Origin of the sequence: Bradyrhizobium ivorense, from assembly GCF_900696085.1 — a bacterium.
Taxonomy (GTDB): domain Bacteria; phylum Pseudomonadota; class Alphaproteobacteria; order Rhizobiales; family Xanthobacteraceae; genus Bradyrhizobium; species Bradyrhizobium ivorense.
In genome coordinates, this window is sequence record NZ_CAADFC020000016.1 from 496,699 (window position 1) to 521,546 (window position 24,848).

The following is a 24,848-nucleotide window of genomic DNA, read 5'->3' on the forward strand; positions in this document are numbered from 1 at the left end:
ATACAATGAATTAGAACCATTCGGAGCGAGTTCAAGTAACTCGTTGACTAAAAGGGGTCTAGAACCACGATGTGACGCAAACAATTTCGCGAGCCCAGCACGGCGGCGACAAGTACATTGATCGAGGACCGAAGCTGCCTATTCGATAGCTTAGCACCATGCTCCGCGCGGTGTCGTCACCTGGCGCAGATCGTCGGCCACTCCCGTCGATAGACGACCAACACGATTAATTCAGCTGCAGGGCCCGCCGAGCAGCACGTCGATAAGATGATTGCCGCTACCTTTTCGTGTGCCTGCTGGAAGAGATCCCGCACCCGTGCTGCGCGTGCTCTGCAGGTGCGATCGGAAATGCCGCGGCATCGACTTTCCCCGATGCCGTAACTGCAGGTATTCGCTATAGGGAAAGACGGCCACTTGTCTGGCCGTCGCCATGAAGAGGCTCTGACGGAGCCAAGGACGGCTCCCCGTCGGCCGATCTCAACCGTTTAGATGCGGCGGTAGCCCCACCTTGGGAGAGGCCCCACCCTTGCGCTACGGTGCGCCGCAAGCCCGTCGACCACCACCTTGGCTTTTAGCGTTCGGCTCGTTCGTAGACCTCAACGTCGTATGTAAAGCGCAATTCAAGCAAATTGAGGCTCCTTCTCGTCTAGAACCTATCGTCCGCGAGTTAGTCGTCGATGCTATTCGTGAAACAGGGTTCGACGTCGTCCAGGCCGCTAATGGCGAGGAGGCGCTGAGCTCATGGGAGCGGCGATCTGCAGATGCCCTGCTGACCCACGTAGCGCGTCCGGAGAAAATGGACGGTGGCAGATCGCAGAGCACCGCCGAGAGCATGATCCGAGTTTACCTGTGATCTATATCCGGGCTTTCGCGGGTCCCGCCGCGCTCTGTGTCGGGCAGTGGTGTTCCAGGAACCTTGTGGCACCGCGCAGGTCGTGCGAGCCGTCAGGGGAACAGAGAGCAAGGCTGGGCGTTTCTGAAAAAAGAGGGGCGAGTACGCGGGAGGGAGCAATGGCTGCTGATGCCATAGCCCAGATCAAGATGGGTACAGAAGCTTTGGTGCTGTGTATTGCAGGCGCTTTGTGCGAGCGCGATCCATCGCTCTTGCGGGCATTCCGAGAGAGAATGGAGACGCTTTACCAAATCCTAGAGCATTTTCCGACCTGGCGGAATCGAAAGGGATTCCCTTCCGGGGCAAATCGTGATTCACCCTGAGGGCTGGTGATGGAGGCCAGCCCCCATGGCTAAACCCCTCTCGCCGGACCTTCGCCTTCGCATTGTTCGGGCCGTGGAAGATGAAGGCATGAGCTGTCGGGGCGCCGCCGGCCGGTTCGGCGTGGCGCCGTCGACAGCGATCGAACTGGTCAGCGAGTGGCGAAGCACCGGCGCCTGTGAGGCGGAAGCGCAGGGTGGCGACCGGCGTTCGGCTCGGATCGAGGGGCATGCTGCAGAGATCCTCTCCCTGGTCGAGGCTACGCCTGACATGACGCTGGCCGAGATCGCCGATCATCTCTTCAAAGTCCACGGCGAGCGTTTCGCGCCGAGCGTGGTCTGGCGGTTCTTCGATCGCCGCAACATCACGTTCAAAAAAAACATCGCACGCCAGCGAGCAGGATCGGCCGGACGTCGCCGCTGAACGCGCGGCGTGGAAGGCATCCCAGCCTGAGATCGACATCCACCGGTTGGTATTCATCGACGAGACCGGAGCCTCGACCAAGATGGCGCGGCTCTATGGCCGTTCGCCGTACGGCCAGCGCTGTGTTGCAGCGCTCCCGCATGGTCATTGGAAGACGACGACCTTCGTCGGCGCGCTCAGGGCGACTGGCATGACGGCGCCGATGGTCCTCGATGGCCCCATGGATGGTTCGGCGTTCGAGGCTTACGTGACGCAAGTCCTCGTGCCGACACTCAGGCCCGGCGACATCGTGGTGATGGACAATCTCGCAGCACACAAGCGGACCGAGGTCGGCATCGCAATCGATGCAGCGGGCGCTCGGCTCCTCTATCTGCCGCCTTATTCGCCCGACCTCAATCCGATCGAAATGGCCTTCGCCAAGCTCAAAGCCGCCCTTCGAAAGGCGGCCGCCAGATCTATCGAGGCTTTGGTCAACGCTATCGCCCTCGCCTTGGCCGCCTTCACCGCCCAAGAGTGTCTGAACTTCTTCGCCGCTGCCGGCTATGATCGCGTCTGATCAGAATCTGCTCTAGACGTTGAACAGCCCAAATGCCTACGCAAAAGCGGCCCCGCCATTTGCATTTGCGCAAACCGACGGAGCCTCCGGAGCATTCGTCTCTTTCGAGATCTCCTGCTCCTGGTCAAACAACGCCCAACGAGCCAATCCGTTCCGGATTGCAAGCTGAGATCTCGACACTGCGGTCGCGCCGCTGACGCGTTCCGGGAACGCGAGCTCGGCAGACGCCTTCGCTTGGGAACACCGTGCACGTTCCAGCCGCCGCGCGATAGCACCTAAGCGGCCCGGAACAGCTTAGGGGTGGAAGTCGCTTCGCCGGGGGCCTGCTGGGAATGACCCCTGGCAAACTCCGATGCCTGTCGAGGCGGCGATCAGGCCGTGAAAGGTCAGCATGCAGAGACAGTGGTCCCGAGCAATCGTTAGGCAGGCCGCAACGAACAACTGAGTGGACTTCCATTATTAGGCCCAACCATTATTAGGCCCAACGCATGTCTTGCTGCGATGCAGAATTTCATCGCCTCGGCGTATAGCAGACCTTCACGAGCCGTCAGCGCAGCCGATTTATCGGTTCACGGCCTAGTCAGCTGGAGAGCCACCTAAAAATTTTTGCCATCCTCCTCTTGAAAGCGCTTGCTGCTGTTCTACGTCATTTTTCGCCGCGACAGCGGCGTGCCGAACGCCTCCTTGGGTTCGGCGCGGGCGCCGGGCGGGAGTCTTCGGATCCTGTCTGAAACCCCTGTCTTGCGCTCCTTCGTATCCATCTTGCTCTTTGGAGGACTTGGTTATGAGGACCACCTTTGACTTCGCGCCCCTGTGGCGCTCCACTATCGGCCTTGATCATTTGGCCGACCTCGTCGACAGCGCGCTGCGCCAGGCGCCCGAGGACAACTATCCCCCCTACAACATCGAACGGACCAGCGAGGACCACTATCAGATCAGCCTCGCGGTGCTCGGGTTCGGGGTGGACGACGTCACCGTGACGGCGGAGCAGAATGCGCTCATCATCGAGGGCAGGAAACCTGAGAGCGGCGCGCGTGAGTACCTGTACCAGGAGATCGCCGCGCGTCCGTTCCGACGCGTCTTCAACCTCGCCGAGTACGTGCAGGTGAAGCAGGCCTCCTTCCGAGACGGGCTGCTGGTCATCGACCTCGTCCGGGAGGTTCCGGAAGCCATGAAGCCGCGCAAGATACGGATCGCGAACGGCACATCTCCGACGTCGCAAATCGAGCAGGAGAAAGCAGCTTAGGCTCGTCCGAGACGTTGGTATGGAGCGCGGACGGAACCTCCGCGCTTCCGAGATCATTGAATGAAGGAGGACATCATGGCTATTCGCGATCTCATTCCCTGGTCTAGAAACCAGGAGCTCACGCCGGCGCGAGGCAACTACGATCCGTTCCTGACGCTGCATCGCGAGATGAACCGCTTGTTCGATGACGCGTTCAGGGGATTCGGCGGCGCCGGCCTGTCGCCGCTTATGGAGGGCCGGTTCGGCTGGCCTAAGATCGAGCTCGACGACACCGACAAGACGCTGACGATCTCGGCGGAATTGCCCGGTATGAGCGAGAAGGACGTCCAGCTCGAAATCGCCAACGGCGTCCTTACGATCCGCGGCGAGAAGAAGGACGAGCGCAGCGGCGAAGGTAGGCACTTCACCGAGCGCTACTACGGCGCCTTCGAGCGGCAGATCCCGCTCGATGACGTGGAGGCCGACAAGGCCGAGGCCTCGTTCAAGGATGGCGTGTTGACCATCGCGCTGCCGAAATCCGAGAAGGCGCGCGCGGCGGTCAAGCGCATTGCCATCAATACGCAGTGACAATCATGGGCGGCGGCCCCGGCCGCCGTCCGACCTCAAACCCCATCCCGTAGAAAGGAGTGTAAAGGGAGTAGCCGATGACCGACGCCAACATGAATGCCGACAGACTCAATCCACTATTCCATCCTGCCGCACACTACGCCTCTCCGGACGACGTCCTGAACGACGCCGAACTCTCGACGCCGGAAAAGCGGATCATCCTCTCGTCGTGGGCGTCCGACATGTTCGCGGTCGAATCCTGTCCCGCATTGCGCGAGATTCCCGGCATGGGCCACGCCATCCGGCTTGCCGACATCCTCGCCGCGCTGCGCCAGCTCGATGACGGCGACGATGATCCACCGCCTCGCGGCGGCGTGCCGATGCGGCTGCGGCGGCCCTGGGCCGCCGAGCTGCAAAGGCACCGTCGCTCTCCAATCGGCGCTGCTACCGCGCCAGAACCAAGCCATCCGAGAGGTGGCGAGGAGCCGATGATCTGAACGCACGCTAGCTTGGTTCACTCGTGCACGAACTGGCCATCCGCGCGAACCGTGCCGCGGGCGAACGCGTCCACGTCAGACGTCACACCGGGAACAGGAAACGCCCGGCACATTTCGATGCACTCCGACCGGAGACGCGCGACGGCCGCATCGTCTCCGTTCGCCTGCAGAGCCGCCGCAATGAAGGCGCCGATCCGGCGCATCTCGGCTTCTCCCATGCCACGCGTGGTCGCCGCCGGCGTGCCAAGGCGAATTCCGCTCGGCCTGAGCGGCGGGCGCGGATCGTCCGGAATGACCTGCTTGTTCGTGGTGATGGTGATGGCATCGAGCAGTTGCTCGGCTGTTCGCCCGTCCAGTCCGATCGACGCCACCGTATCGACCACCATCATGTGATTGTCGGTCCCGCCGGTGACCAGCTGCATCCCGCACTCCATCAGCGCGCCGGCAAGAACCTTGGCGTTGCGCAAGACCTGCCGGGCGTAAGCCTGGAAATCCGCGGTCGCCGCCTGCTTGAGCGTCACGGCGATCCCGGCCACGACGTTCATGTGAGGTCCGCCCTGCAAACCGGGAAAGACGGACGCATCGATCCGGCCGGCATGTTCTTTCCGGCACAGGATGATCCCGCCGCGCGGGCCGCGCAGCGTCTTGTGGCTTGTCGTCGTCATGACGTCGAAGCCGGCATCGAGCGGATTGCGCATCACGTTCGCGGCAATCAATCCGCCATAATGGCTCACGTCAGCCATTGTCAGCGCGCCGACCTCGTCGGCGATACTCTTGAATGCCGCATAGTCGAGGTCACGCGGATAGGAGCTGTAGCCGCACAGCACCAGCTTCGGACGCGCCTCGCGGGCGATCGCGCGCAACTCGTCGAAATCGATCGCGCCGCCGTTTGACGGGGCGGTCTTGTAGCGAACGAAGTTGAACAGGCGCCCCATGTGCGACACCGGCGCGCCGTGGGTGAGATGACCGCCGTGGGACAGGTCCATGGCGAGAATGGTGTCGCCGGGATTGAGCAGGCCGAGATAGACGGCCTGGTTCATCGGCGATCCGGACAGCGGCTGAACGTTGGCGTGCCCGGCCCGAAAAACCGAGCAGGCCCGCTGCCGTGCGAAGGTCTCGATCTCGTCGGTATGCTGCTGGCCGCCGTAATATCTGCGGCCCGGATATCCCTCGGAATATTTGTTGGTGAAGACCGAACCGAGCAGTTCGAGCACCTCCGGATAGGTGTAGTTCTCGGACGGAATCAGCTCGATGCCGTCCTGTTGACGGCGCTCTTCCCCGGCAAGGGCAGCGGCGATTTCGTGATCGTTGATCGACAATTCGTTGCGAAATGACGGCATGCGCGGGCTCCTCAATGCGCTGTTTTTCCAGCAGATTGGTTGCCCAGGCGATCGGCGTCAGAACCCTTCGCGCTTCACCGTGGTCAGTTCCACGTTAGCTCGCCAGTCGCGCGACAGGACGAATGAGCCGGGAGGCTCTTCGTGATGCAAAGCCTAGTCGACCTGCCAAGCTTGCGCAACTGCCAGTTCGTGCCAACCCTTGCGGATCGGCCGCGAGTTCGTTGACGCAGCGATCGCTGCAGGCGCGACGGGCTGAAACCGAAACGATTCCCTGATAGAAGATCCAATTTCATATACAGGGAATTTGCAGAGGCAGGCCATGGCCAACGCGACTATCAAATCCGCCCGTCGCGTCATCGAGATCATGGAGTTTTTTGACCGCAAGCGGCGGCCGATCGGTCTCAAGGAAATCTGCGACGGGCTCGGCTATCCCGTCTCGAGTGGCGCCGCCATGCTGAAGAGCCTGATGCTGCTCGGCTATCTCGAATATGACAAGGCGAGCCGAACCTATCTGCCAACCATGCGGATCGCGGTGCTCGGCCGCTGGGTCGCCGATCAGCTGTTCAGCGAAGCCAGGATGCTGCCGCTGATGGAGGAGCTGCGCGAGCGGACCCGGGAAACCATCATTCTGGGAACCCAGAGCGAGATCCGGGCCCAGTACGTGCACGTGCTGCGGTCTCCCCAGCCGCTGAGCTATTCGGCCGAGCCGGGCTCGTTACGGCCGCTGACCAGATCGGGAGTCGGGCTGGTGCTGTTGAGCACCAAATCCGACCCTGAGATCGACACGCTGGTCTACCGCAGCAACTACGATGAACCAAATCGAAGCCGCCGGGTCGCGCTGAAGGACGTGATGGAAAAGGTGAGCGGCATCCGCAAGCAGGGCTACTTCTTTTCCTGTCACCTCTACACCGAAGGCGTCGGGGTGATCGCAATGCCGCTCCCGGCCGCGCCCTACAACCGGACATTCGTCGTCGCGCTCGGTGGGCCGGTCCGACGTCTGGAGAAGAACCTCGCCGCGAACCTGACGGCGATGCGCAAGGCGATCAGGACATTGCTGCCGCCGCAGATCACCTGACGCGCTTTCCAGATATATGGAAATAGCTACCGGCACGTGAATCGGATTGCGACGCTGACGGTCCGCTTCTAATCGTGACCGAGGCCTGCCGCGCGCGGGTCCCCGCCACGCGGAAGGAGCCGATGAACTTCGCTTGCAACGAGACCGACGACATCCTGTCGGAGACCATCGCACGGTTCGCCGCAGAGGAATTGCGCCCGAGGCTGCGCGAATTCGAAGCGGCCGGATCGGTCAGCCAGGACCTGCATACGCGCTTCGAAGCGCTCGGCTTTGTCGCCGTCGACCTACCGGAGGACCTCGGAGGGGCCGGGCTCGGCCTTACGACCCGCCTTCAGATCAATCGCCGGCTCGCCGAGGCTGATGCCGGCGCGGCGCTCGCGCTGGATCGTCTCGGCCCGGCCGCCTACGTCATCGAGGCGTTCGGTGGCCGTGATCTCCTGAAGCGATATCTCGATCTCCTTGCGAAGCGTCCGGAGATGCGCGTGGCGCTGGTCATCGATCCCGATGTGATTTCGGCGCCCAAAAGCTCGGTCCGCGGTGAAGCTGCATGGATCGCGTCCGGCTGCGCCGATGTGCTCGTCGGCCTCGGCCGTGCCGGCGCGTGGCTGCTGGAAAGCGGATTCGTGATCGAAGCCGTTCGCGGTGCGGCGTTGCATGCGGCAGGCAGCAGCCGCGTTCGCTATGATGGCCGACCCGCCCATGCATGGCACGATCCGAGCTCGGTAGCGCGGGCCCTGGCGAAGATCAGGCTGTATTATGCCGCACTGATCTGGGGCGTTGTCGCGGACGCCGCCGGCTTCTCGCGCCGCTATGCGCTCGATCGCGTGGCGTTCGGCAAACCCATCGCCCATCATCAGGCGCTCGCGTTCCTGATCGTTGACATGCACATCGTGGTCGAGCGCCTCGGGCTCCTCATCGAGGATGCCGCGCGACGGATCGATGCCGGCGAAGACGGCGCGGCTGACGCCGCCTCGGCCTTCATCGATGCGATCGAGGCGAGCCGCTTCGTCGGGCCGAACGCGGTGCAGATTCTCGGCGGCCATGGCTTCATGCGGGATTATCCGGTCGAGAAGGCGATGCGGGACTGTCGCGCGCTCGGATTGCTCGGCGGGGGCCTCGATGCCGCGCAGGATGATGCCGGCGCAGGGCTCGCGTCTGCCAAATCACAGGAGTTGGCGGCGTGAGCGGCTTCAGTGCGGCGCTGTGCTGCCATGTCGAACGTGCCAGGGAGTGGGGACAGGCGGAGGTTCGCCCCGCCGGCCTTGAAGCCGACCGCAACGGCGCGCCGCTTTCGGCCGATCACCCCTATTTCGCTAGGTTCATCGCCTGGCGCCGCGCGCATCCTTTGCCCGCAGAGGATGACGCCATGCCCGAGGGCCATGCCGTCCGGATGGCTGTGCTCAACGAGGAGAACGCCTATTGGGACCGCGGCATGGGCGTCGCCGCGCCGGGCCCCGGTCTTCCCACGCCGCTCGTCGTCGCGATGGGCACGCCCGAGCAGCGCGAACGCTTTCTTGCGCCGTTTCGGACCGCCAGCACGCCGCGTTGGGCAGCCTTCGCGCTGACCGAGCCCGGCGGCGGTTCGGACACCTCCGCCTTCCGGGCCCGCGCCATCCGCACCGATCGCGGTTACCTGCTGAACGGTTCGAAGTGCTTCATCGGCAATGCGGCGCGCGCCGACTGGGTGCTGGTTCAGGCCAATCTCGATCCCGACAAGGGCAGAGCCGGCCAGCGCGCGTTCTTTGTCGAGCGCGGCACCCCTGGCATGACCGGGATCAAGATCGAGAACAAGATGGGCCTGCGCGCCTATGAATCGGTCTCGTTCATTCTCGAGCACTGCGAGGTGCCGCGCGAAAATCTGCTGGGCGGCGAGCAGCCCGCGCGCGGCTCCCGATCCGGCGCCTATGGCGAAACGATGGGCGCGCTCAACACGACGCGGGTGGGGGTCGCCGCCAGCGCGGTCGGCCTTGCCCGCTGCGCCTATGACGAGACGCTGAGCTTCGCCAGGCGCTCGGGCGCGATCAGCTCGGCGCGAGTGCGAGACCGGCTCGCGGACATGCGGCGCAAGCTGCGCGCGGCCTGGCTGATGACGCTGCGCGCCGCCTGGAAGGCCGACCGGAAGATTCCCAACGTCGTCGACGCTTCGATGGCAAAGGTGTTTGCCGCCGAGACCGCGCACGAACTGGCCACCACCGGCATGGACATCATCGGCCTGGAAGCGGGCGCTGGAGAGTGCCTGGTCGAAAAATTGTTCCGCGACGCCAAGGCGCTCAACATCGTCGAAGGGACCGGACAGATCCAGCGCATCATCATTGCGCGCAACCTGGTGGGGCTGCCGCGCTGATGACCACGCCATCCCTCACACCGGCGCAGGACCATGCGCCCGCCGATGCCGGCGGCGCGGCGATCGAGGCGTTTCTAAAGCCAAAATCCATTGCTTTGATCGGCGCTGCTCCTGCCGAGCAGCGAAGCATTCGCGGCGCGCTGATGCGCGTGCTGCGCCGCGGCGGCTTCGATGGCCGGATTGTTCCGGTCAATCCAAGTTACGCCGAGATCAACGGCACCCCCTGCTATCCGTCGATCGGCGCGGTTGGCTTTGCGGTCGATCTTGCGGTGATTGCGATCCCCGCGGAGTTCGTTTGCGATGCGGCGGCAGAGTGCGCTGCGGCGGGCGTGCGCGCGGCGATCATCATCTCGTCCGGCTTCGCCGAGGAGAGCGCTGAAAAGGCGCATCTCCAGCTGCGTCTTTCCGAAGTCGCCCGCCGCACCGGCATGCGGATTTGCGGTCCGAATTGTGAGGGCTTCTACAATCTTCTCGACGGCGTGGCGGCGACCTTCAGTGCCGCCGCCGAGCCCGCGGAGGCCGAGAACCAGGCGATCGTCGGTGCGGGACGAGTTGCCGTCGTCGCGCAAAGCGGCGGTCTCGGCTTTGCCATGCTCAATCGGGGCCGCGCCCTTGGGCTCGATTTCACCCATATCGTCACCACCGGAAACGAGTGCGATCTGACCGCCGTCGATTTCATCGGCCATTTCGCCACCGATGCCGTCAGCAACGTCATCATCGCCTATCTTGAGGAGATTCGGGACGTTGCGGGATTTCGCCTCGCGGCCGAGCGCGCACGCGCATCCGGAAAGATGATCATTGTTATCAAGATCGGCCAATCGGAGCCGGGGCGCCGTGCCGCGCTCGCGCATACCGGCAGCATCACCGGGGCTGCCGCCGATCTGGATGCCATGTTCGCCGATCTCGGCGTGCTCGTCGCCGTCGAGGCCGACGAGGCCGTTGCCGCTGCGCTGGCATTCGTCACCAATCCGATATCTGCCGGCAGGCGCGTCGGCATCGTGACCACCGCGGGCGGCGCCGGCACCGTGCTTTGCGAGAGTCTAGCGGGAGCGGGCTTCGCCATTCCTGCGTTGAGCGAACCGCTTCAATGCTTGCTTCGGCCGACGTTTCCCAACTATGGATCGGCGGCGAACCCTGTCGACGTGACGGCCCAGGGCATCTTCACCGGTGGCGCCATGCGCGCGCTCGAGGTGTTGCTGGACGGAGACGAGGTCGATCTCGTCGTCTTTGCAGCAACGCTGTCGGGCGAGCGCAGCATCTCGATCGACATCGATGCCCTGCGCGAACTTGCGGCGCGTAGCGCGAAGCCGATTCTGATCTACAGCTACACCCTGCCATCCGGCTTTGCGCGCCAGGCGCTCAGGCGGGCCGGCTTGCCAGTCTTCGCGCACATCCGGGACCTGGTGGCGGCGGCGCACGCGCTGACCTTCGACAGGCGCCGCCGAGCGGGCCGCTTGGCCGAAACGGGATTGCATTCGTCATGATCAGCTTCGCGTTGACCGACGAGCAGAACCAGGTGCGCGACACGCTGACGGCGTTTGCGGAGAACGAACTGGCGCCCCGCGCGCGCAGCGCCGATCAGGCGCGAGGTGCACCAGCCGAGTTGCTCGATACCGCCTGGTCGCTGGGATTTACCGGCCTCTCCATCCCCGAGGGCTGCGGCGGCGGCGGAGCGCGGCGCTCGCATTTGACCGGCGCACTGATGCTCGAGGCCTTGGGCTACGGCTGTGCCGGCCTTGCCGGCGCGGCCTTGTCCTCCATGCTGTTCGTCAATCCGTTGATCGATCTCGGCTCCGAGGAGCAGAAGCTGCGCTACCTGCCGGCATTTTGCGGCGAGACACGGTGCGCGGCGAGCCTTGCCCTGCACGAGGCGGCGTCGGGCGTCGACCTCGCCGGAATGGCGACCCGCGCCGAACGCAGTGGAACAGGCTGGATCATGACCGGCGCCAAGCGCCTGGTTCCGATGGGCGAGGGCGCAAATCATCTGCTGGTGCTCGCGCGCGCCTCGCATGCGCCGGGACTGGCGGGAATCAGGGCGTTCATCGTCGGCACGGATGCCGCGGGCGTCACGATCACGCCCGAGCGCGGAACCATCGGGTTGACTGCGCTGGGTTTCGCACGGGTCGAATTTGCCGGCGTCCGGCTGGAGGGCGATGCCGTGCTGGGCGGCGGCGATGGCGCCGACATTCGTCCGCTGCTGGCGAGCCTGAGGATCGGCGGGGCGGCGCTCGCGACCGGGCTCGCGCGCGCGGTGACCGATTTCGCGATCCCCTATGCCAAGCAGCGCGTCGCTTTCGGCGAGCCGATTGCAAGGAAGCAGTCGATCGCCTTCATGCTCGCCGATATGCACATCGAATGTGATGCGATGCGCTGGATGGTCTGGAAGGCGGCCGCCGAAGCCGACGCCGGACGTGACGCCACCAGGGCGAGCGTGCTTGCCCGGAACTACGTCAACCGGCACGCATTCAAGATCGCCGATGACGGTCTGCAGATTTTCGGCGGGCACGGCTATATCCGCGATCTTCCGCTGGAGATGTGGCTGCGCAACATGCGGATGCTGACCATCCATGACGCGATCGCGGCAGCATAGGGGCCGACATGGTGGATTTCTCGCTTTCCGATCCAGATCGCGCCGTTCTCGATGGTGTCGCCGCCGAGGCGAAAGCCGGCGAAAAATACGCGCGTCACTATGACGACCATGAAGAAGAGGTTCTGCCGAAATCCTTTCCGGAAGCCTCCGGCTTCCCGCCCATCCAGCAACGCTTGCGCGGCCGATCCGGCCACGACACACCGATGCTCGTCCTGCAGGTGCTGATGCGGATCGAGCGCGAGGCTCATTGCGGGGTGCCGCTGCGTCAGCCGCCGACGGCGCTCGGCAATGCTGCGCTCGACGCCGCCGGGACCGCGGTCCAAAAGGCGCGCTGGGGACATCTGATGCTGGCGATGTCGATCACCGAGCCTGGTGCCGGCTCGGACACCAAGGCGATCCAGACCACCGCCAGGCTCGACGGTGACGCGTGGGTCCTCAACGGCGACAAGATCTTCGTCACCAATGGTGTCCGTTGCGACGGGACCATCGTCTGGGCGACCGTCGACAAGTCGGCTGGCCGCGGCGGCATCAAGTCCTTTCTGGTGATGAAGGGCACGCCCGGTTTTGAGCTTGTTCGCAAGGAAAGGAAGCTCGGTATTCGCGCCAGCGACACGGCCGCGTATGCGTTCCGGGATTGCCGCGTTCCGCGCGATCACCTGATCGGCGGGGACGAGAGCGTGCCACGGGGCGAGCGCGAAGGCTCGGCGTCCTACAAGGGCGTGCTCAAGACCTTCAATATGACGCGTCCGTTCGTTGCGGCCGGCGGCATCGGCAAGGCGTTAGGCGCCTTCCGGTTCGCGCGCGACAGGCTTGCCGAGGCAGGCATCGTGGTCGACGTCGACGAAGGCCCGACCTGCCGCAGCGCCGCCGCACAGGCGCTGCTGGATATCGAGGCTGACATCGAGGCGGCGACCCTGACCGTGCTGAGAGCCGCCTGGCTCGCTTCTCAGGGGAAGCCGAACAATCTCGAAGCGTCGGTGGCAAAGGCCAAAGGCGGTGAGCTCTGCCGCAGCGGGCCCCAACGCGCCATGGAAGCGCTGGGTGCGATGAGCCTCAGCCATGACTATCCGATCGAGCAGTATCTGCGGGATGGCCGCATCACGGACATCTATGAAGGCACCGGCCAGATCCAGCGCCTCGTGATTGCGCGCGAAATCCTCGGCTATTCGTCCGAGGAGCTTACCTGACGAAACCGGAAAGGCGCGAACGCCAGGGCCGCGCGCTCAGGCGCGGCCGATCCCGCTCCGTTGCTTCGCACCGTGACGGTCGCCACCCTCAACGAACAGCAAGCCGATCGTGCCAATGCCGAGCAGCACCGCAACCGGAATGAGGCCGAGCGACTGTGAGTGAAAATAGGCCGTGAAGAGCCCGATCATGGCGGGCGCCATCCAGGCGGTGGTCGAGGCCGTGACATGGAACAGGCCGAGGAAGGAGCCGAGACGCTCGGGCGGCACGATCTCGACGACCATGGCGCGGCCCGACGCGGTGGTCGCGACGGCGAACGCGGTCATCGACGAGGAAATCAAGAGAAATGCAAGCTCCGGCCAGCTGCGAAACACCGGGCCCGACCACAATGGTGCATGCGCCACGAGATCGTACTGCCAGAAATAGAGCAGCCTGGTCGGCGTCGTGCCGAGCACCATCACCAGGAGCAGGATCGTGCAGCAGAGCTCGAGGATGAGCGCGCGACGCGTTCCCATCCGGGTATTCAGGACACCGGCAAGCAGCCCGCCGAGGCTCGCGAAGATGATCTTGACCACCGCGAAGGCCAGCAGGTCGAGCGCATGCCATCCCATCACGCCGGACGCGTAAATCCCCTCCAGCTTGATCAAGGTATAAAGGCCATCGCCGTAGATCGTCCGGGCAATCAGGAATTTGAGGATGTTGCGTTGCTGCGGCAGGCTTCGGATCAGGACCAGAACGTCTCTCAGGCCCGAACGAACCGCCGTGCCCAGCGTCTCGCGTGTCGGCGCAGCGTCGATGGCGAAGCGCAGCAGGCCCGTGAGCCCGACAAAGACAACGACCGCAATGAACGGTCCCAGCAACCGCTCCATGTCGTGATCGGCTTGCGACAGGCCGAACAGCGGCTGGTCCGGCACGCCAAGCCCATGCAGTTTGCCCGGCAGCGCAAAGCCCCACAGCAGAAAGATCATGATGGCAACGGTGAAGAGATTGGCGACGCCGAGGCTGATGCCGGAATAGCGGCCTGCGCGCCGGATGCCGACCGAAGGTCCCAGCATTGCGTTGTGCAGGATCTCGGCATAGGCGAACAGTAAGCCGAGCAAGGCCAGGATGCTGATGACGGTCGTTGCCGACAAGCCGCTGCGGTCCGGTTTCGCCCACCACAGGCTGATGAGGAGCGGGATCTCGAGCAGCACGAACACCGCGATCCAGGGCTTTCGCGGCCCCATGCGGTCCAGCGCCGCCCCGAGAAAGGGCACGGTCAATGCGGCAATCACGCCGGCAGCGACGGCAAAGCCGGCCAACAGGGCCTGCGCCATGACGGGGTCGCCAATCAACACCTTGGTGACGTAGGGCGTGAAGATATAGATCTTGATCAGCACGACATAGGGAACGCGGCCAACCTCATAGCCGATCCACGACCAGGTGCTGAGCGACAGGCTTTGCCCCTCGGCCGCCCTGGCAGCGACGAGGCGCGACGAAGCAAGCGTCTCTTCGGACATGCGGCGGACTCCTCCCGTGTGACCGGCATCCTTTGATGTCCGGCTGCGGCCGATCTTTCCTTGCCCAGCAATCGGAGGCCTGCCGACCGCGTTCTCTGCCGAGAGCAGTGGCCGAACCGTAGCGTCTTCAGCGCGCCAAGCACATCGGAGGACGTCGCGCCGATGCATTTCCACATGCATGGAAATGCCGGATCCGCGCGAGTCTGACAGGTTGTTTACCTGGAGAACTCGATTTCAGGCCTATGACCACGGCAGTCATTCAACCGACGTGACGGGTGCGAGATGTCGAGATCGTGGAGAATTGCCGCCGCCGGATTGGGACTTGTCGCTGCGGCGACAGGGCTGTTGTGGAACGACCTCGTGCAAACCAACCGGACGATATTCTTCCACCTCGCGCGGAGCGAAAGTCCCGTGATATTCGGCGTTGAACGCGATGAACTCCTGAAGCTGAGAGGGAGGGGAGCAGGCCGCATCAGGAGCGCGATCGCGCAGCAGGGCAGGCTCCAGGTCCAGCAATATGCCATCAGCAGGCAGGGCGACGGCCGCTTCGGGATCGGTCCGGAAAGGCAGATCGAGCTGACGCAGGCCGATACGCCGCTGGTCAGATTTGGCGCGCTTTGTGCTTCCATAGACTGCGGTTCAGAAGGATATCTCGCTTGTGATGTTTTCAGACGGACGGAGTCTTCAGGTGTCTGGCGCGCCTGAGCAGGCCATCTGGTGGCACGTGTATCCGCTCGGCTTTGTCGGGGCGGAGCAGGAGGGCCGTGCGTGCAGCGGCGTCGCGCATCGCTTCGGCAGGCTTGCCGCGTGGCTCGACTATGCCGCGGACCTTGGTGTTTCCGGTCTGCTGCTGGGGCCGATCTTTGCCTCCGCCACCCATGGCTATGACACGATCGATCACTTTCAGATCGACCGCCGCCTCGGCGACGAGGCGGATTTCGAAGCCTTCATCTCGGCGGCACAGCAACGCGGCCTGCGGGTCATCCTCGACGGCGTGTTCAATCATGTCGGCCGCGACTGCCCGATCTTCCAGCGCGCGGTCGCCGGCGGCCCGGGTTCAAGAGAGGCGTCATGGTTTCGATTGACCTGGCCGCCGGACGGGGCGGCAGATCGCGAGCCGGATTACGCGACGTTCGAAGGCCACCGGCAACTGGTTGCCTTGAACCATGACGAACCTGCGGTCGCCGAATACGTGACGGGCGTGATGAACTATTGGCTCGAGCGCGGTGCCGACGGCTGGCGTCTCGACGCGGCCTACGCCGTCCCAAGGCCGTTTTGGCGGCGAGTTTTGCCGCAGGTCCGGGCCCGGCATCCGGACGCTTACATTTTCGGCGAAGTCATCCACGGCGATTACGCGGGCATTGTCCGTGACGCCGGCATGAGCGCCGTCACACAATATGAATTATGGAAGGCGATCTGGAGCGCGCTCAACGATCGCAATCTGTTCGAGCTCGCCTGGGCGCTCAATCGTCACGCCGCGATGCTTGAAGCGTTCGTGCCGCAGACTTTTGTCGGCAATCATGACGTCACGCGGATTGCGAGCCAACTGCGCGATGAACGGCATCTTGCCCATGCGCTTGTCGTCCTCATGACCTGTGGCGGCACACCTTCAATCTATGCCGGTGATGAGCAGGCGTTTCGCGGGATCAAGGAGCACCGGGCGGGAGGCGACGACGCGGTCCGTCCGGCTTTTCCCGCGACGCCGGCCCATCTCGCGCCGTTCGGATGGCCGGTCTATCGTCTTCATCAGGACGTGATTGGGCTGCGGCGGAGCAATCCGTGGCTACATAGGGCGAAGACTCGCATCACCGCGCTTCGCAACACCGATATGCTGTTCGAGGCGTTCCATGAAGAGAGCCGGCTGTGGGTTGCGCTGAGCGTGTCCGATGCGCCGGTCACGCACGCGATCGATGCGAGGCTCGACAAGCTGGCTGGCAATCTCGCGGTCGATCGCAAGGGTGCCATGACCGAGATTACGGTGCCGGCGCACGGTTGGGGGATTCTCGCCTGAGCGCACCGACCCTGCGGGTTCCGCGTCGGGAACCTGATGCCTGTTCGATGCAGAAAATCCTGCAGGCTGTGAGCTCGCTCATACCCCCACGCCGCGCCGCGCACTAATCAGATCGCGGGCGGGCGTTTCCTGGATTTGAGCCGGGCAGGAGATTTCGCATGAAGCCTTTGATCATGGCATCGTTCATAGCCGCCCTCGGACTGCTTGCAGTCCTGACCGCCCCGCGATCACACCCGATCTCGACCGTCGGACTTGCCATATCCGGTGGCGGATCGTCGCTGCACGACATGCAAAGCGGGCGGCAGGCCGACAAGCTCCCGGCCGACGACTTTGACGATCGGTCATTGGTCTTCCCGCGCGAATCGAAGCGGTGAAGCAGCGGACCCGTCACGGGCTCAAGAAGTTGGCCGGAATCGAACAGGCACTTCGCAACAGGCCGAGCGCTTCCAATTCGGCACGATGTGCGTCGAGTTCCAGAATGGCCAAGAGAAACGCCAGCACGGTGACGACATAAATGAGGAACGGGGACGCCTCAGCCGGCGCGTCACGATTCTGTGGCGGGATCGAATCGCGAAGTGATCGCCTCCGCGAGAGAAAATGCAGATACGTTCTAGGTCGTATATGCATAATGACGTCCTCGACGTGTCACACAGCATAGGATCGGGCTATATCGCGTTCAAGCCGGACCTATTGCGGCATTGAGTAGCGGTCGATGCGTATCACGCGGCGCAACATGGAAGCGGGCCGACCGCTCCGCATGTTGACGCGGCTCAGGGAGATGTTCTGCCTGGCCGCGGGCGACATGCCGCGGCCGGCCTGCAGGCCGATGAGTTGGGTCGCAAGTCCCGGCATCAGTCTGTGCGGCATCGTTGTCCTGCTCGCGCTCCAAACATCGCCGGCGTGCGCGCAACTGACAGGTCACGGCGGACCCGTGCGGGCAATTGCGACGTCCCGTGACGGCAACAGCCTGCTGTCGGGCAGCTTCGACACCGCTGCCATCCGATGGTCGCTCAAGACCGAATCCGCCGACCAGGTCCTTCGCTTTCATTCGGATGCCGTGAACGCGGTCGCCTTCCTGAAGGACGGCCGAATGGCGACTGCCGGCGCGGATGCGCGGATCGGCATCTGGACGCCCGGCCGGCCGCAGCCGGACCGGATTTTCGAAGGCCATCGCGGACCAATCGTTGCGCTTGCCGAGTCGCCCGACGGCACAAGGCTCGCGTCGGCGTCCTGGGACCACACGGTCCGCGTCTGGTCGCTTGCTGACGGCACGGCGCAGGTGCTCGAAGGACACGCACAGAACGTCAATGGCGTGGCATTCGCGCCGAACGGACGGTCGCTGATCAGCGTCGGTTACGATCGCGAATTGAGGATCTGGCCGATGTCGGGCGGAACGCCGAAACTCGTCGTGCTCCCGGCGCCCCTTAACGCCGTGACGGTCGCGCCCGACGGCGACGTCATCACGGGCGGCGCCGATGGGAAGGTCCGCTTTCTGACGCCGGAGGGCGAGCAAACCGGCGAGGTGGAGGCCGGCGTCACGCCGATCATCGCGCTGGCGATCTCTCCCGACGCGACGTTGATCGCCGCCGCCGCAATTCGCGGCGTGGTGGCCGTCATCGACCGCAAGACGCGAAGCATCGCGCGAACGCTGGCCGATGCGGGTTCGCCGGTCTGGTCGGTCGCGTTCCTGATCGACAACGCAACACTGCTGACGGGCGGCGGCGACGGCAAGATCAGGCGTTGGAACGTGCGCACCGGCGAGCCGATCGGCGCATCGTTGCAGGCCGCGCCACGGGACCCGCTGGCCGCCTTTGCGGGAGATCACGGCGCCGAGGTGTTTCGGGCCTGCATTGCCTGTCACACCTTGTCGGACAAGGAGCCGCAACGCGCCGGCCCGACGCTCGCAGGCCTGTATGGCCGACGGATCGCGACGCTGCCGGGTTATCGCTTCTCCGACGCACTCAAGGGCATGGACATCGTCTGGACGCCGGAAACGGTTTCGAGGCTGTTCGAGGTCGGTCCGAATGCCTACACGCCGGGGACAAAAATGCCGGAGCAGCGAATTGGATCGGCGGAGGATCGCAGGGCCCTCACCGATTTCCTCGCCCGCGCAACCTTGCAATAGACGACGCCGGTCGCCCTCGGCTGTCTAAAGTGCGATGAGATGAGGTTGAATCATCATCGCGCTTTAGCTCTTTGTTTGAGCGTAATCTCCGCGCAAACGCTTCGCGTTTGTCGCGAGGGAAAACCGCTTCACACTTTTCCGGATCATGCTCTAGCTAGAAGCCGGGCCATCGCTCGACCGGAAGATTCGTCAAGTTGGGGCGTTCCTTGAGCATGGTCATGACGTCCATGTTGGGATGGTCTTTCATGGCCTCGGTCACGCAGTTGTTGACGTATTTCCGGCGCGAGAGCCACCTGATCTTTTTGCCTTTCGCTTCCGCCTTGCAGGCCACGATCGCGCGTTTGAGGGCAACCTTTTCAGCCTTGGTTGGGCGTGCCGCCTCGGCGGGTGAGGGCATCACCGCAGCGATGCCAACAATCAACACAGCGGCGAAGGACGCAATTTTGGTGAATAGAGACATGACGCACTTCCCCCAGGTTCGTTGCTCTGTGAATAGTTGCTTGCCCTAATCCTTGTTGTCGCGCTGGCGCAAATAATCGTCCGTCGTGCGCGGCGGCGCGCGTGCCGGCACGTCCTTGAACGGGTCGAATTGCTGTTCGCTCATGGTTATCACGCGGCAGTCCGCGCACATTCTAACCACCTCCAGCCGCTTCTCGCCTGCCGGATACATCCAGTGCCGGCCCTCGAGCTTCGCGGCGATCTTGTCGATCGTGCTCTTCACACCGAAGGGCTTGTTGCAGCGGACACAAAGTGCCGGCTCTTCTTCCTTGATGATCCGCGCGGGAGCCCTGGCGGCCCGGAAATCGATCTGCGGCGTCAGCGTGATCACCTTTTCCGGGCAGGTGCTCTGGCACAATCCGCACTGCACGCAGGCGTCCTCGATGAATTTGAGCATCGGACGTTCGGGATCGTCGCGGACTGCCCCGGTGGGACAGACCGAGACGCAGGACAGGCACAAGGTGCACCCGTCCACATTGACACTGATCGCACCGAGCGGTGCGCCTTCGGGTAGGGCGATCACGTCGGTCGGCGCAGGTGCGACGCGGTGCAGCTCATGAAGCGCGAAGCGGAGCAGGTCGCGCCGCTTGCCGACCGTCTTGAAGGTTGCAGGACGCTCCACGGATCGCGCGGGTTCGATTGCCCGCAGCGCGTCCCCCAGCACATCGGGATCGTCCGTTTCGATCGTCGCCACCGGGCGGCCCGAAAATCCAAGACCGGACACGATGGCATCGGACATCGCGATGGTTTGCGAAAGCCCGGCGATGTCGTGCAGCGGCCGTGCGCGAAGCAGGAAACGGAGTCCTGCCGCGCCATAGGCAAACGACGCCACGACAGCTTCGAGGCCGACCTGCGTCACTTCGTTGACGGCGAACGGCAGCACATTGGCCGGAAGCCCATCGCCGTGACGGGCAAGCGCATCGATCAGGGCGCTGCCATGCTGAACATCGTGCACCAGAACGACGGCATTGGAACCGCCGGCTTCGCGGTAGGTCAGCAGCATCGCGCGCAGTCTGTGCAGCAATGCGTCGGCAGGCGGCAGGGCATAGCTGGCGGCGCCCGTTGGACAGGCCGCGGCGCACTGCCCGCAGCCGGCGCAGATCTCTGCGCTGATCTCGACGTAATCGCCAGCCGGCCTGATCGCGCTGGTCGGGCAGAGATCGAGGCAGCGATGACAGCCGGTCAGCTTCGAGCGCGAATGGGCGCAGAGCGATGCGGTGAAATTGATGTATTTGGGCTTGTCGAAGCTGCCGACGAGGTCGCGCGCCTTGAGCACCGTGCGCAACATCGCGGCCGGATCGCGCGGATCGGCGCGGAGATAGCCGTCGCGCAGGTCATGGGCGGGAAACAGCGGCGTTCCGCCGGAGAGATCGAGCACGATGTCGCAGCGCGAGGTCAGGCCGTTGCGCGGAGCTTCGAACACCAGCGCAGCGCGCGAGGAGGGACGGGGCGCCGAGTAGCCGTCGACCGTCAGCTCGAACGCCCCCAAATGGCCCTTGGCGTTGCGGATCGTGCCCTGCACGATCGGAAACGGGGTTGTCGCCGGCGGGGTGATCTGCGCCGGCTTCGTGATCATGACGGTTACGTCGAGATGGTCGGCCAGCAGTTGGCCTGCTTCGATCGCAACCTCGTTGCAGCCATAGATCAGGATCACCCCGTCGCTCGACAGGGCGACAAACGGAAAATCAGGGGTTGGCTCGGACGCGGCTGCGAGCAGCGCTGCCATTTTTGGCGTCGCCTGGCGCCCTTCGGTGGACCAGCCGGCGGTCTCGCGCAGGTTGACGAACTCCAGTTTCCCGGAACGTCCTTCCGCCTGCTCCGCGAACCGCGCTGCCTCCTGCGTGCAGCCGACGATCAGCGATCCCCCAGCCTTTGCCGCATCGCGAAAATGATCGAGCTCTGCGCGGCAGAGCTGGCGGAACCCGGCGACTTCGCTATCCCGGCACGTCCGCTTGAGGGCGGCCGTATCCGGGTGCATCGTGTCTTCGCACGAGCAGATCAGGATCGTCTGACGCGGATCCGGCATGCCCAGCTCTTTACCTCCCGACGAGGCCCAAGAATGATCGCGGCGGACTCGCGTCGACGCGTTTGCCCGATTAAGCTATTCTCACAAGAGAAGAAAAGGAAGGAGGAGGTCCGACTGACATCGTCAGACCTTTGGCGCGCAGTAGTCTCGGAGCCGATCGAATTGCCACCGCCGTTTGCGCTGGTGAGGCTGCGCGAGAGTCGTGATGCCTTCACCCACGCCATGGCAATTGCCGAACAGGGTGGGGCAGGTACGCTGACCTATGTCGGACGGTTCGACCTTGCCGAGTTCGCCGTCGTGCTTGAACCCGGTGAGCCCTTGCGCACCGCGCGCCGTGCCTTCTACGCGGGGATGGTCGCCCTGACCGATGCCTTGCGTGCCTATGCGCCGCCGAACAAGGAGGTCGCCATCGACTGGCCGGACGCGATCCGTGTCGACGGCGGACTCGTCGGTGGCGGCCGGCTGGGCTGGCCCTCGTCCGCGAGTGAGGAGGAGCCGCCGCGCTGGCTGGTGTTCGGCGCCATGATCCGGACGGTCGCAATGGCGGACGGCGATGCCGGTCTGTATCCGCTCGCTTCCGCGCTGGATCAGGAAGGGTTCGGCGAGGCCGGTGCGATCCAGGTGACGGAAAGCTTTGCGCGGCATCTGATGCGCGCCCTCGACGGCTGGCAAGTCGACGGCTTCGACGGCGTTGCGCGCCAATATCTCGATCGGTTGTCGCGCGAGCGGCAGGCCATGCAGGCGATCGATGACAATGGCGATCTTCTGCTGCGCCGGAGCGCGACAAGTAGGGCCGATCGGCGCGTTCTCAGCGAGGCGTTGGCCTCGTCCTCCTGGTTCGACCCCGAGCTTGGAGGACCGCGCCTGTGAAGCTGTTGCGCACCATCGCGCTCGATCCGTCCGATACGTTCGTGTTCGACGTGGCGGCGGAGCCGGGCGATTGGGCGGTGTCGGGCGCGTTCCGGTTTTGCGACCGGGATCCGGCGAAACTGGACGGCAAGGATCGATCGGCGTTCCGCAGCGGTTTCCTCGGCGTGCAGTCCTGGGGCTGGTCGACGCTGGCGCAAATCGTCCCCGCGACGGAAGGCGATTGCCGAACGCTGGTGGAGTTCCTGGCCAACCAGCTCGTCGAACGGTTCGGCGCACCGGATCTGGTGGCGGCGCGCCTTGCAGCCGAAGAGGAAGTCGCCTTCGCGCAATCGCTCTGCACGCATCCCGTCGGCGCCCTGATCGCGGTTCATCGCTCGGCGGGCGACGGCGAGGTTCGCGAGTCCTTCCGCAGGCTGCAACTGCGCGAGGGCCAGCGTCACGGCAAGGCGTTCTCCTTCATGGAAGTGGTGGATGACACGGAGACCGACGGCGATCTCGACCTTGCAAAGCTGAGCGAGGAGCGGCCGCACCGATGAAGGATTTTTGGATAGCCTGCGGCCACCATCTGCTCGATCGTGATGCGAATGGCGGGCTTGTGGTGACGGACGAGTTTCTCAAGGCCTATTTCGTGCGCCCTGAATTGATGCCGCCGGATGACGCTTGCGCGGCCGAGCGCCGGCTGCACCAGGCGCTGCTGGCCGATCCGCGCCGGGCGGTTGCTGCAGAGGAGGTTGCCGCGATCGCCGATGCGGATGCGCGCGAGAACTGGCAATTCGTGCTGGAATTCCGCGCCCTTTTGCTGCGCGAGCCCACCTTGGAAGCCGCCTATCTCGCAACGGTTCGCTCGCATTCGGTTCACCTGCCACCGCTGTTCGTGAACCACCTCGTGCACGTGATCCTGCGGAATGCACTCGATGGCTGCGAGGACCCCTTTGTGCTGCGCGCGGCCGAACTGTTCTTCCGGCCGCAGCGCATCGTGCCGCACGAGCATTCGTTGCTGCTCGGCGATGAGGAGGTCATTGGCGGGCCAAGTCCAACGCCGGTGTTGTCGCTGATGTCGATGTTGGGAGGCACGACCAGCGCCGGGGTCGACATCTTGAGCGAGGAGACTGCCGACAGTTACTGGTGGCGCAGCGATCAGTTTGATTTTGCTTTCGATCTCACCGCCGGCGGGCGGGGGTCGGCGGCGCTGGCCGAGGCCATCAGGCGCTGGATTTCGCATCTGCTCGGCGTTGATGTCGCCATCGCGCCGCTGACCGCGCTGCGCAATGCCAGGCTCACCTGGTATGTCGGCCTCGATGCTGATGCCACCCGGATCGGCGATCGGCTTTGGCATGGAGAGACGCTGGACGAGACTGCCGTGAACCGTGTGCTGTCGCTGTTTCAGCTGACCTTCCCCGATGCCGGCCTGGTCGTTGATGCCGTCGCGCGCGAGCCGGTCTATCTGATCCTTGCAATGACCGCCGATCAGCTGGTGCGGATGAAGCCGCAGAACCTGCTGACGGGGTTGCCGATCAAGCACCTGGAGGCTGCAACGTGAGCCCAGTCCTGCCATTGCTGCGCATTCCCGTCGGCGTTGTGGTCGAGCGGCGAAAAGCGGATTCGCCGTGGATCGATTTTGTCTGGCGCGGCACCGGCGTATTGCCCGACGCGCCGCAACTGACGCCGTGGACCGTCATCCGGGAGCAGGAGGGAACGACGCTGTTCTATGCGGGGAGCGCGACGGTCGACCTCTATCGCTCGGAAGCCGCGCGCTATCGCGACAATCTTGCCACCGGCGCTCCCTGTGTCTGGATCGTATTGACGCCTGCCGAGGGCAGCTGGCCGTATGCCCTCTCGGCCGTGACTGCAGATCCAGCGGAAGGGGAGGCATTCACCGAGGCCGGCGCCAATCTGGTCGAGGCGGTGCCGATGCCGGAGGTGCTGCACCAGGCGATCGAAAAGTTCATCGCCGAGCACCACGTTGCGTCGGAATTCGTCAAGCGCGAGCGGCGTCGCGCCGATCCGGAGGCGCTTGCGCGGCGTCACCACGAAGGCGGCCACGAATGAGCGACGAGCAATTCCTGGCGCGCTGGTCGCGCCGCAAGCAGCAGGCGAAGGCGGGCCAGGCGGAGCCGGCGCCGACGGACGTTGCCGGCGCGCGTGAGCCGGAACTGCCCGACCGAACGCCGACCGAGTCGGCTCTCACCGAGGCGGAGCTTGCGGACCTGCCGCCGATCGAATCGATCGACGCCGCGACCGACATCACCGCCTTCCTGCGCAAAGGCATTCCGCCGGCGTTGAGCCGTGCGGCGCTTCGTCGCGCCTGGAGCGCCGATCCCGCCATCCGAGATTTCGTGGGGCTCGCGGAGAACGCCTGGGACTTCAACGACCCGAACGCCATGCCCGGCTTCGGTCCGCTGGACTATTCGGCCGAGCAGATCGACGCGCTGCTCCGCCGCGTCGTCGGCGGCCTGGTGCAGACTGCCGAGAACCTTCCGAACCCCGACGCAGCCATTGCCGGAGACGGTGCGCCATCGGCTCATTCGGTTGCGGGTCCCGCGCCACCTTCAACGCAGACGATTGGACCGCCCGGCGAGCTCGCAGCCGCGGAATCGCCGTCCGCTTCTGCTGCATCGCAACCGGAAGCCGTAGATGACAAATCACAGCTTCCGCACCGCACGCACGGCGGCGCGCTGCCTCAGTAGACTGCGACTAAAGGGGATAGCCTTAGGCTATGTACTCGATTGACCGCGTCGCCATGCGCGCCGTAATCTTTCACACACAAACGCAATCAAGCGCTTGGCCCCTAGGATGGGAGGTCG

24 protein-coding genes and 1 riboswitch are annotated in these 24,848 nt (G+C 64.4%); of the genes, 20 read left to right on the plus strand and 4 right to left on the minus strand.

What is annotated here, in order from left to right; all coding sequences use genetic code 11:
- The first annotated feature begins 1,011 nt into the window (after window positions 1-1,011).
- The 5 genes from CI41S_RS22205 (at window position 1,012) to CI41S_RS22225 (ending at window position 4,481) form a co-directional block, all read left to right on the plus strand.
- The gene (locus CI41S_RS22205) at window positions 1,012-1,215 is read left to right on the plus strand and encodes a hypothetical protein (RefSeq protein WP_139861587.1); all 204 of its coding nucleotides are present in this window, start codon (window positions 1,012-1,014) and stop codon (window positions 1,213-1,215) included.
- 25 nt (window positions 1,216-1,240) lie between these two features.
- Window positions 1,241-2,192, plus strand: a protein-coding gene (locus CI41S_RS22210; RefSeq protein WP_430649987.1) for an IS630 family transposase whose coding sequence is annotated in 2 segments (ribosomal slippage) — window positions 1,241-1,587 and window positions 1,586-2,192 — 954 coding nt in all. Because the reading frame shifts where the segments join, the coding sequence is not laid out codon by codon here.
- Window positions 2,193-2,976: 784 nt separating this feature from the next.
- Entirely contained in the window at window positions 2,977-3,438 is a 462-nt protein-coding gene (locus CI41S_RS22215) for an Hsp20 family protein (RefSeq protein WP_139479865.1), read from the plus strand.
- Window positions 3,439-3,513: 75 nt separating this feature from the next.
- The gene (locus CI41S_RS22220) at window positions 3,514-4,005 is read left to right on the plus strand and encodes an Hsp20/alpha crystallin family protein (protein WP_139479864.1); all 492 of its coding nucleotides are present in this window, start codon (window positions 3,514-3,516) and stop codon (window positions 4,003-4,005) included.
- Between the two features lie 77 nt (window positions 4,006-4,082).
- Window positions 4,083-4,481: a hypothetical protein gene (locus tag CI41S_RS22225; protein ID WP_244622062.1), complete on the plus strand. Its 399-nt coding sequence runs from the start codon at window positions 4,083-4,085 to the stop codon at window positions 4,479-4,481.
- Between the two features lie 17 nt (window positions 4,482-4,498).
- Here the strand turns inward: CI41S_RS22225 and CI41S_RS22230 are convergent, their stop codons facing one another.
- On the minus strand, window positions 4,499-5,821 hold the full coding sequence (locus tag CI41S_RS22230; protein ID WP_172628137.1) for a serine hydroxymethyltransferase: 1,323 nt from the start codon (window positions 5,819-5,821) through the stop codon (window positions 4,499-4,501).
- Window positions 5,822-5,855: 34 nt separating this feature from the next.
- Window positions 5,856-5,941: riboswitch (ZMP/ZTP riboswitch) on the minus strand.
- Between the two features lie 199 nt (window positions 5,942-6,140).
- Between CI41S_RS22230 and CI41S_RS22235 the strand changes: the two genes are divergently transcribed.
- The 6 genes from CI41S_RS22235 to CI41S_RS22260 all read left to right on the plus strand — a co-directional run bounded on the left by CI41S_RS22235 (window position 6,141) and on the right by CI41S_RS22260 (window position 13,017).
- A complete protein-coding gene (locus tag CI41S_RS22235; RefSeq protein ID WP_139861588.1) occupies window positions 6,141-6,896 on the plus strand; it encodes an IclR family transcriptional regulator in 756 nt (251 codons plus the stop codon).
- A 122-nt stretch (window positions 6,897-7,018) separates the two neighbouring features.
- Window positions 7,019-8,080 (plus strand): acyl-CoA dehydrogenase family protein, encoded by a 1,062-nt coding sequence (locus tag CI41S_RS22240; protein WP_139861589.1) that lies wholly within the window; start codon window positions 7,019-7,021, stop codon window positions 8,078-8,080.
- Complete coding sequence (locus tag CI41S_RS22245; RefSeq protein ID WP_139861590.1) at window positions 8,077-9,240, plus strand: acyl-CoA dehydrogenase family protein; 1,164 nt, start codon at window positions 8,077-8,079, stop codon at window positions 9,238-9,240. The genes CI41S_RS22240 and CI41S_RS22245 overlap by 4 nt, the downstream gene beginning before the upstream one ends.
- A complete protein-coding gene (locus tag CI41S_RS22250; RefSeq protein ID WP_139861591.1) occupies window positions 9,240-10,724 on the plus strand; it encodes a CoA-binding protein in 1,485 nt (494 codons plus the stop codon). Before CI41S_RS22245 ends, CI41S_RS22250 begins: the two co-directional genes overlap by 1 nt.
- Window positions 10,721-11,830 carry an acyl-CoA dehydrogenase family protein gene (locus tag CI41S_RS22255; protein WP_139861592.1) on the plus strand — a complete coding sequence of 370 codons (1,110 nt, stop codon included), beginning with the start codon at window positions 10,721-10,723 and terminating at the stop codon, window positions 11,828-11,830. Before CI41S_RS22250 ends, CI41S_RS22255 begins: the two co-directional genes overlap by 4 nt.
- A gap of 8 nt (window positions 11,831-11,838) precedes the next feature.
- Window positions 11,839-13,017 (plus strand): acyl-CoA dehydrogenase family protein, encoded by a 1,179-nt coding sequence (locus CI41S_RS22260; protein WP_139861593.1) that lies wholly within the window; start codon window positions 11,839-11,841, stop codon window positions 13,015-13,017.
- 36 nt (window positions 13,018-13,053) lie between these two features.
- On the opposite strand, the gene CI41S_RS22265 is transcribed toward CI41S_RS22260, so the two are convergent.
- A complete protein-coding gene (locus tag CI41S_RS22265; protein ID WP_172628138.1) occupies window positions 13,054-14,514 on the minus strand; it encodes an MFS transporter in 1,461 nt (486 codons plus the stop codon).
- 345 nt (window positions 14,515-14,859) lie between these two features.
- Here CI41S_RS22265 and CI41S_RS22270 point away from each other — a divergent pair, with 345 nt between their 5' ends.
- The 4 genes from CI41S_RS22270 to CI41S_RS22290 all read left to right on the plus strand — a co-directional run bounded on the left by CI41S_RS22270 (window position 14,860) and on the right by CI41S_RS22290 (window position 18,650).
- Window positions 14,860-15,219 carry a hypothetical protein gene (locus CI41S_RS22270; RefSeq protein WP_139861595.1) on the plus strand — a complete coding sequence of 120 codons (360 nt, stop codon included), beginning with the start codon at window positions 14,860-14,862 and terminating at the stop codon, window positions 15,217-15,219.
- Entirely contained in the window at window positions 15,176-16,525 is a 1,350-nt protein-coding gene (locus tag CI41S_RS22275) for an alpha-amylase family protein (RefSeq protein WP_139861596.1), read from the plus strand. The genes CI41S_RS22270 and CI41S_RS22275 overlap by 44 nt, the downstream gene beginning before the upstream one ends.
- A gap of 158 nt (window positions 16,526-16,683) precedes the next feature.
- The gene (locus tag CI41S_RS22280; RefSeq protein WP_139861597.1) at window positions 16,684-16,899 is read left to right on the plus strand and encodes a hypothetical protein; all 216 of its coding nucleotides are present in this window, start codon (window positions 16,684-16,686) and stop codon (window positions 16,897-16,899) included.
- Between the two features lie 452 nt (window positions 16,900-17,351).
- Window positions 17,352-18,650: a c-type cytochrome gene (locus CI41S_RS22290; RefSeq protein ID WP_430650042.1), complete on the plus strand. Its 1,299-nt coding sequence runs from the start codon at window positions 17,352-17,354 to the stop codon at window positions 18,648-18,650.
- A 154-nt stretch (window positions 18,651-18,804) separates the two neighbouring features.
- On the opposite strand, the gene CI41S_RS22295 is transcribed toward CI41S_RS22290, so the two are convergent.
- Together CI41S_RS22295 and CI41S_RS22300 are read right to left on the minus strand one after the other, a co-directional pair.
- On the minus strand, window positions 18,805-19,110 hold the full coding sequence (locus tag CI41S_RS22295) for a hypothetical protein (protein WP_229173026.1): 306 nt from the start codon (window positions 19,108-19,110) through the stop codon (window positions 18,805-18,807).
- 45 nt (window positions 19,111-19,155) lie between these two features.
- On the minus strand, window positions 19,156-21,126 hold the full coding sequence (locus CI41S_RS22300) for a 4Fe-4S binding protein (RefSeq protein WP_139862110.1): 1,971 nt from the start codon (window positions 21,124-21,126) through the stop codon (window positions 19,156-19,158).
- Window positions 21,127-21,207: 81 nt separating this feature from the next.
- Between CI41S_RS22300 and CI41S_RS22305 the strand changes: the two genes are divergently transcribed.
- Genes CI41S_RS22305 through CI41S_RS22325 form a run of 5 tightly spaced genes read left to right on the plus strand, consistent with a single transcriptional unit; the run spans window position 21,208 to window position 24,731 of the window.
- The gene (locus CI41S_RS22305) at window positions 21,208-22,044 is read left to right on the plus strand and encodes a biotin/lipoate--protein ligase family protein (RefSeq protein ID WP_139479852.1); all 837 of its coding nucleotides are present in this window, start codon (window positions 21,208-21,210) and stop codon (window positions 22,042-22,044) included.
- The gene (locus CI41S_RS22310; RefSeq protein ID WP_139861599.1) at window positions 22,041-22,580 is read left to right on the plus strand and encodes a DUF6505 family protein; all 540 of its coding nucleotides are present in this window, start codon (window positions 22,041-22,043) and stop codon (window positions 22,578-22,580) included. The genes CI41S_RS22305 and CI41S_RS22310 overlap by 4 nt, the downstream gene beginning before the upstream one ends.
- Window positions 22,577-23,584: a DUF6352 family protein gene (locus tag CI41S_RS22315; RefSeq protein ID WP_139861600.1), complete on the plus strand. Its 1,008-nt coding sequence runs from the start codon at window positions 22,577-22,579 to the stop codon at window positions 23,582-23,584. Before CI41S_RS22310 ends, CI41S_RS22315 begins: the two co-directional genes overlap by 4 nt.
- The gene (locus CI41S_RS22320) at window positions 23,581-24,093 is read left to right on the plus strand and encodes a DUF3305 domain-containing protein (protein WP_139861601.1); all 513 of its coding nucleotides are present in this window, start codon (window positions 23,581-23,583) and stop codon (window positions 24,091-24,093) included. The genes CI41S_RS22315 and CI41S_RS22320 overlap by 4 nt, the downstream gene beginning before the upstream one ends.
- Window positions 24,090-24,731, plus strand: coding sequence for a DUF3306 domain-containing protein (locus CI41S_RS22325; protein WP_139861602.1), 642 nt, complete (start codon window positions 24,090-24,092; stop codon window positions 24,729-24,731). The genes CI41S_RS22320 and CI41S_RS22325 overlap by 4 nt, the downstream gene beginning before the upstream one ends.
- Window positions 24,732-24,848 lie beyond the last annotated feature (117 nt).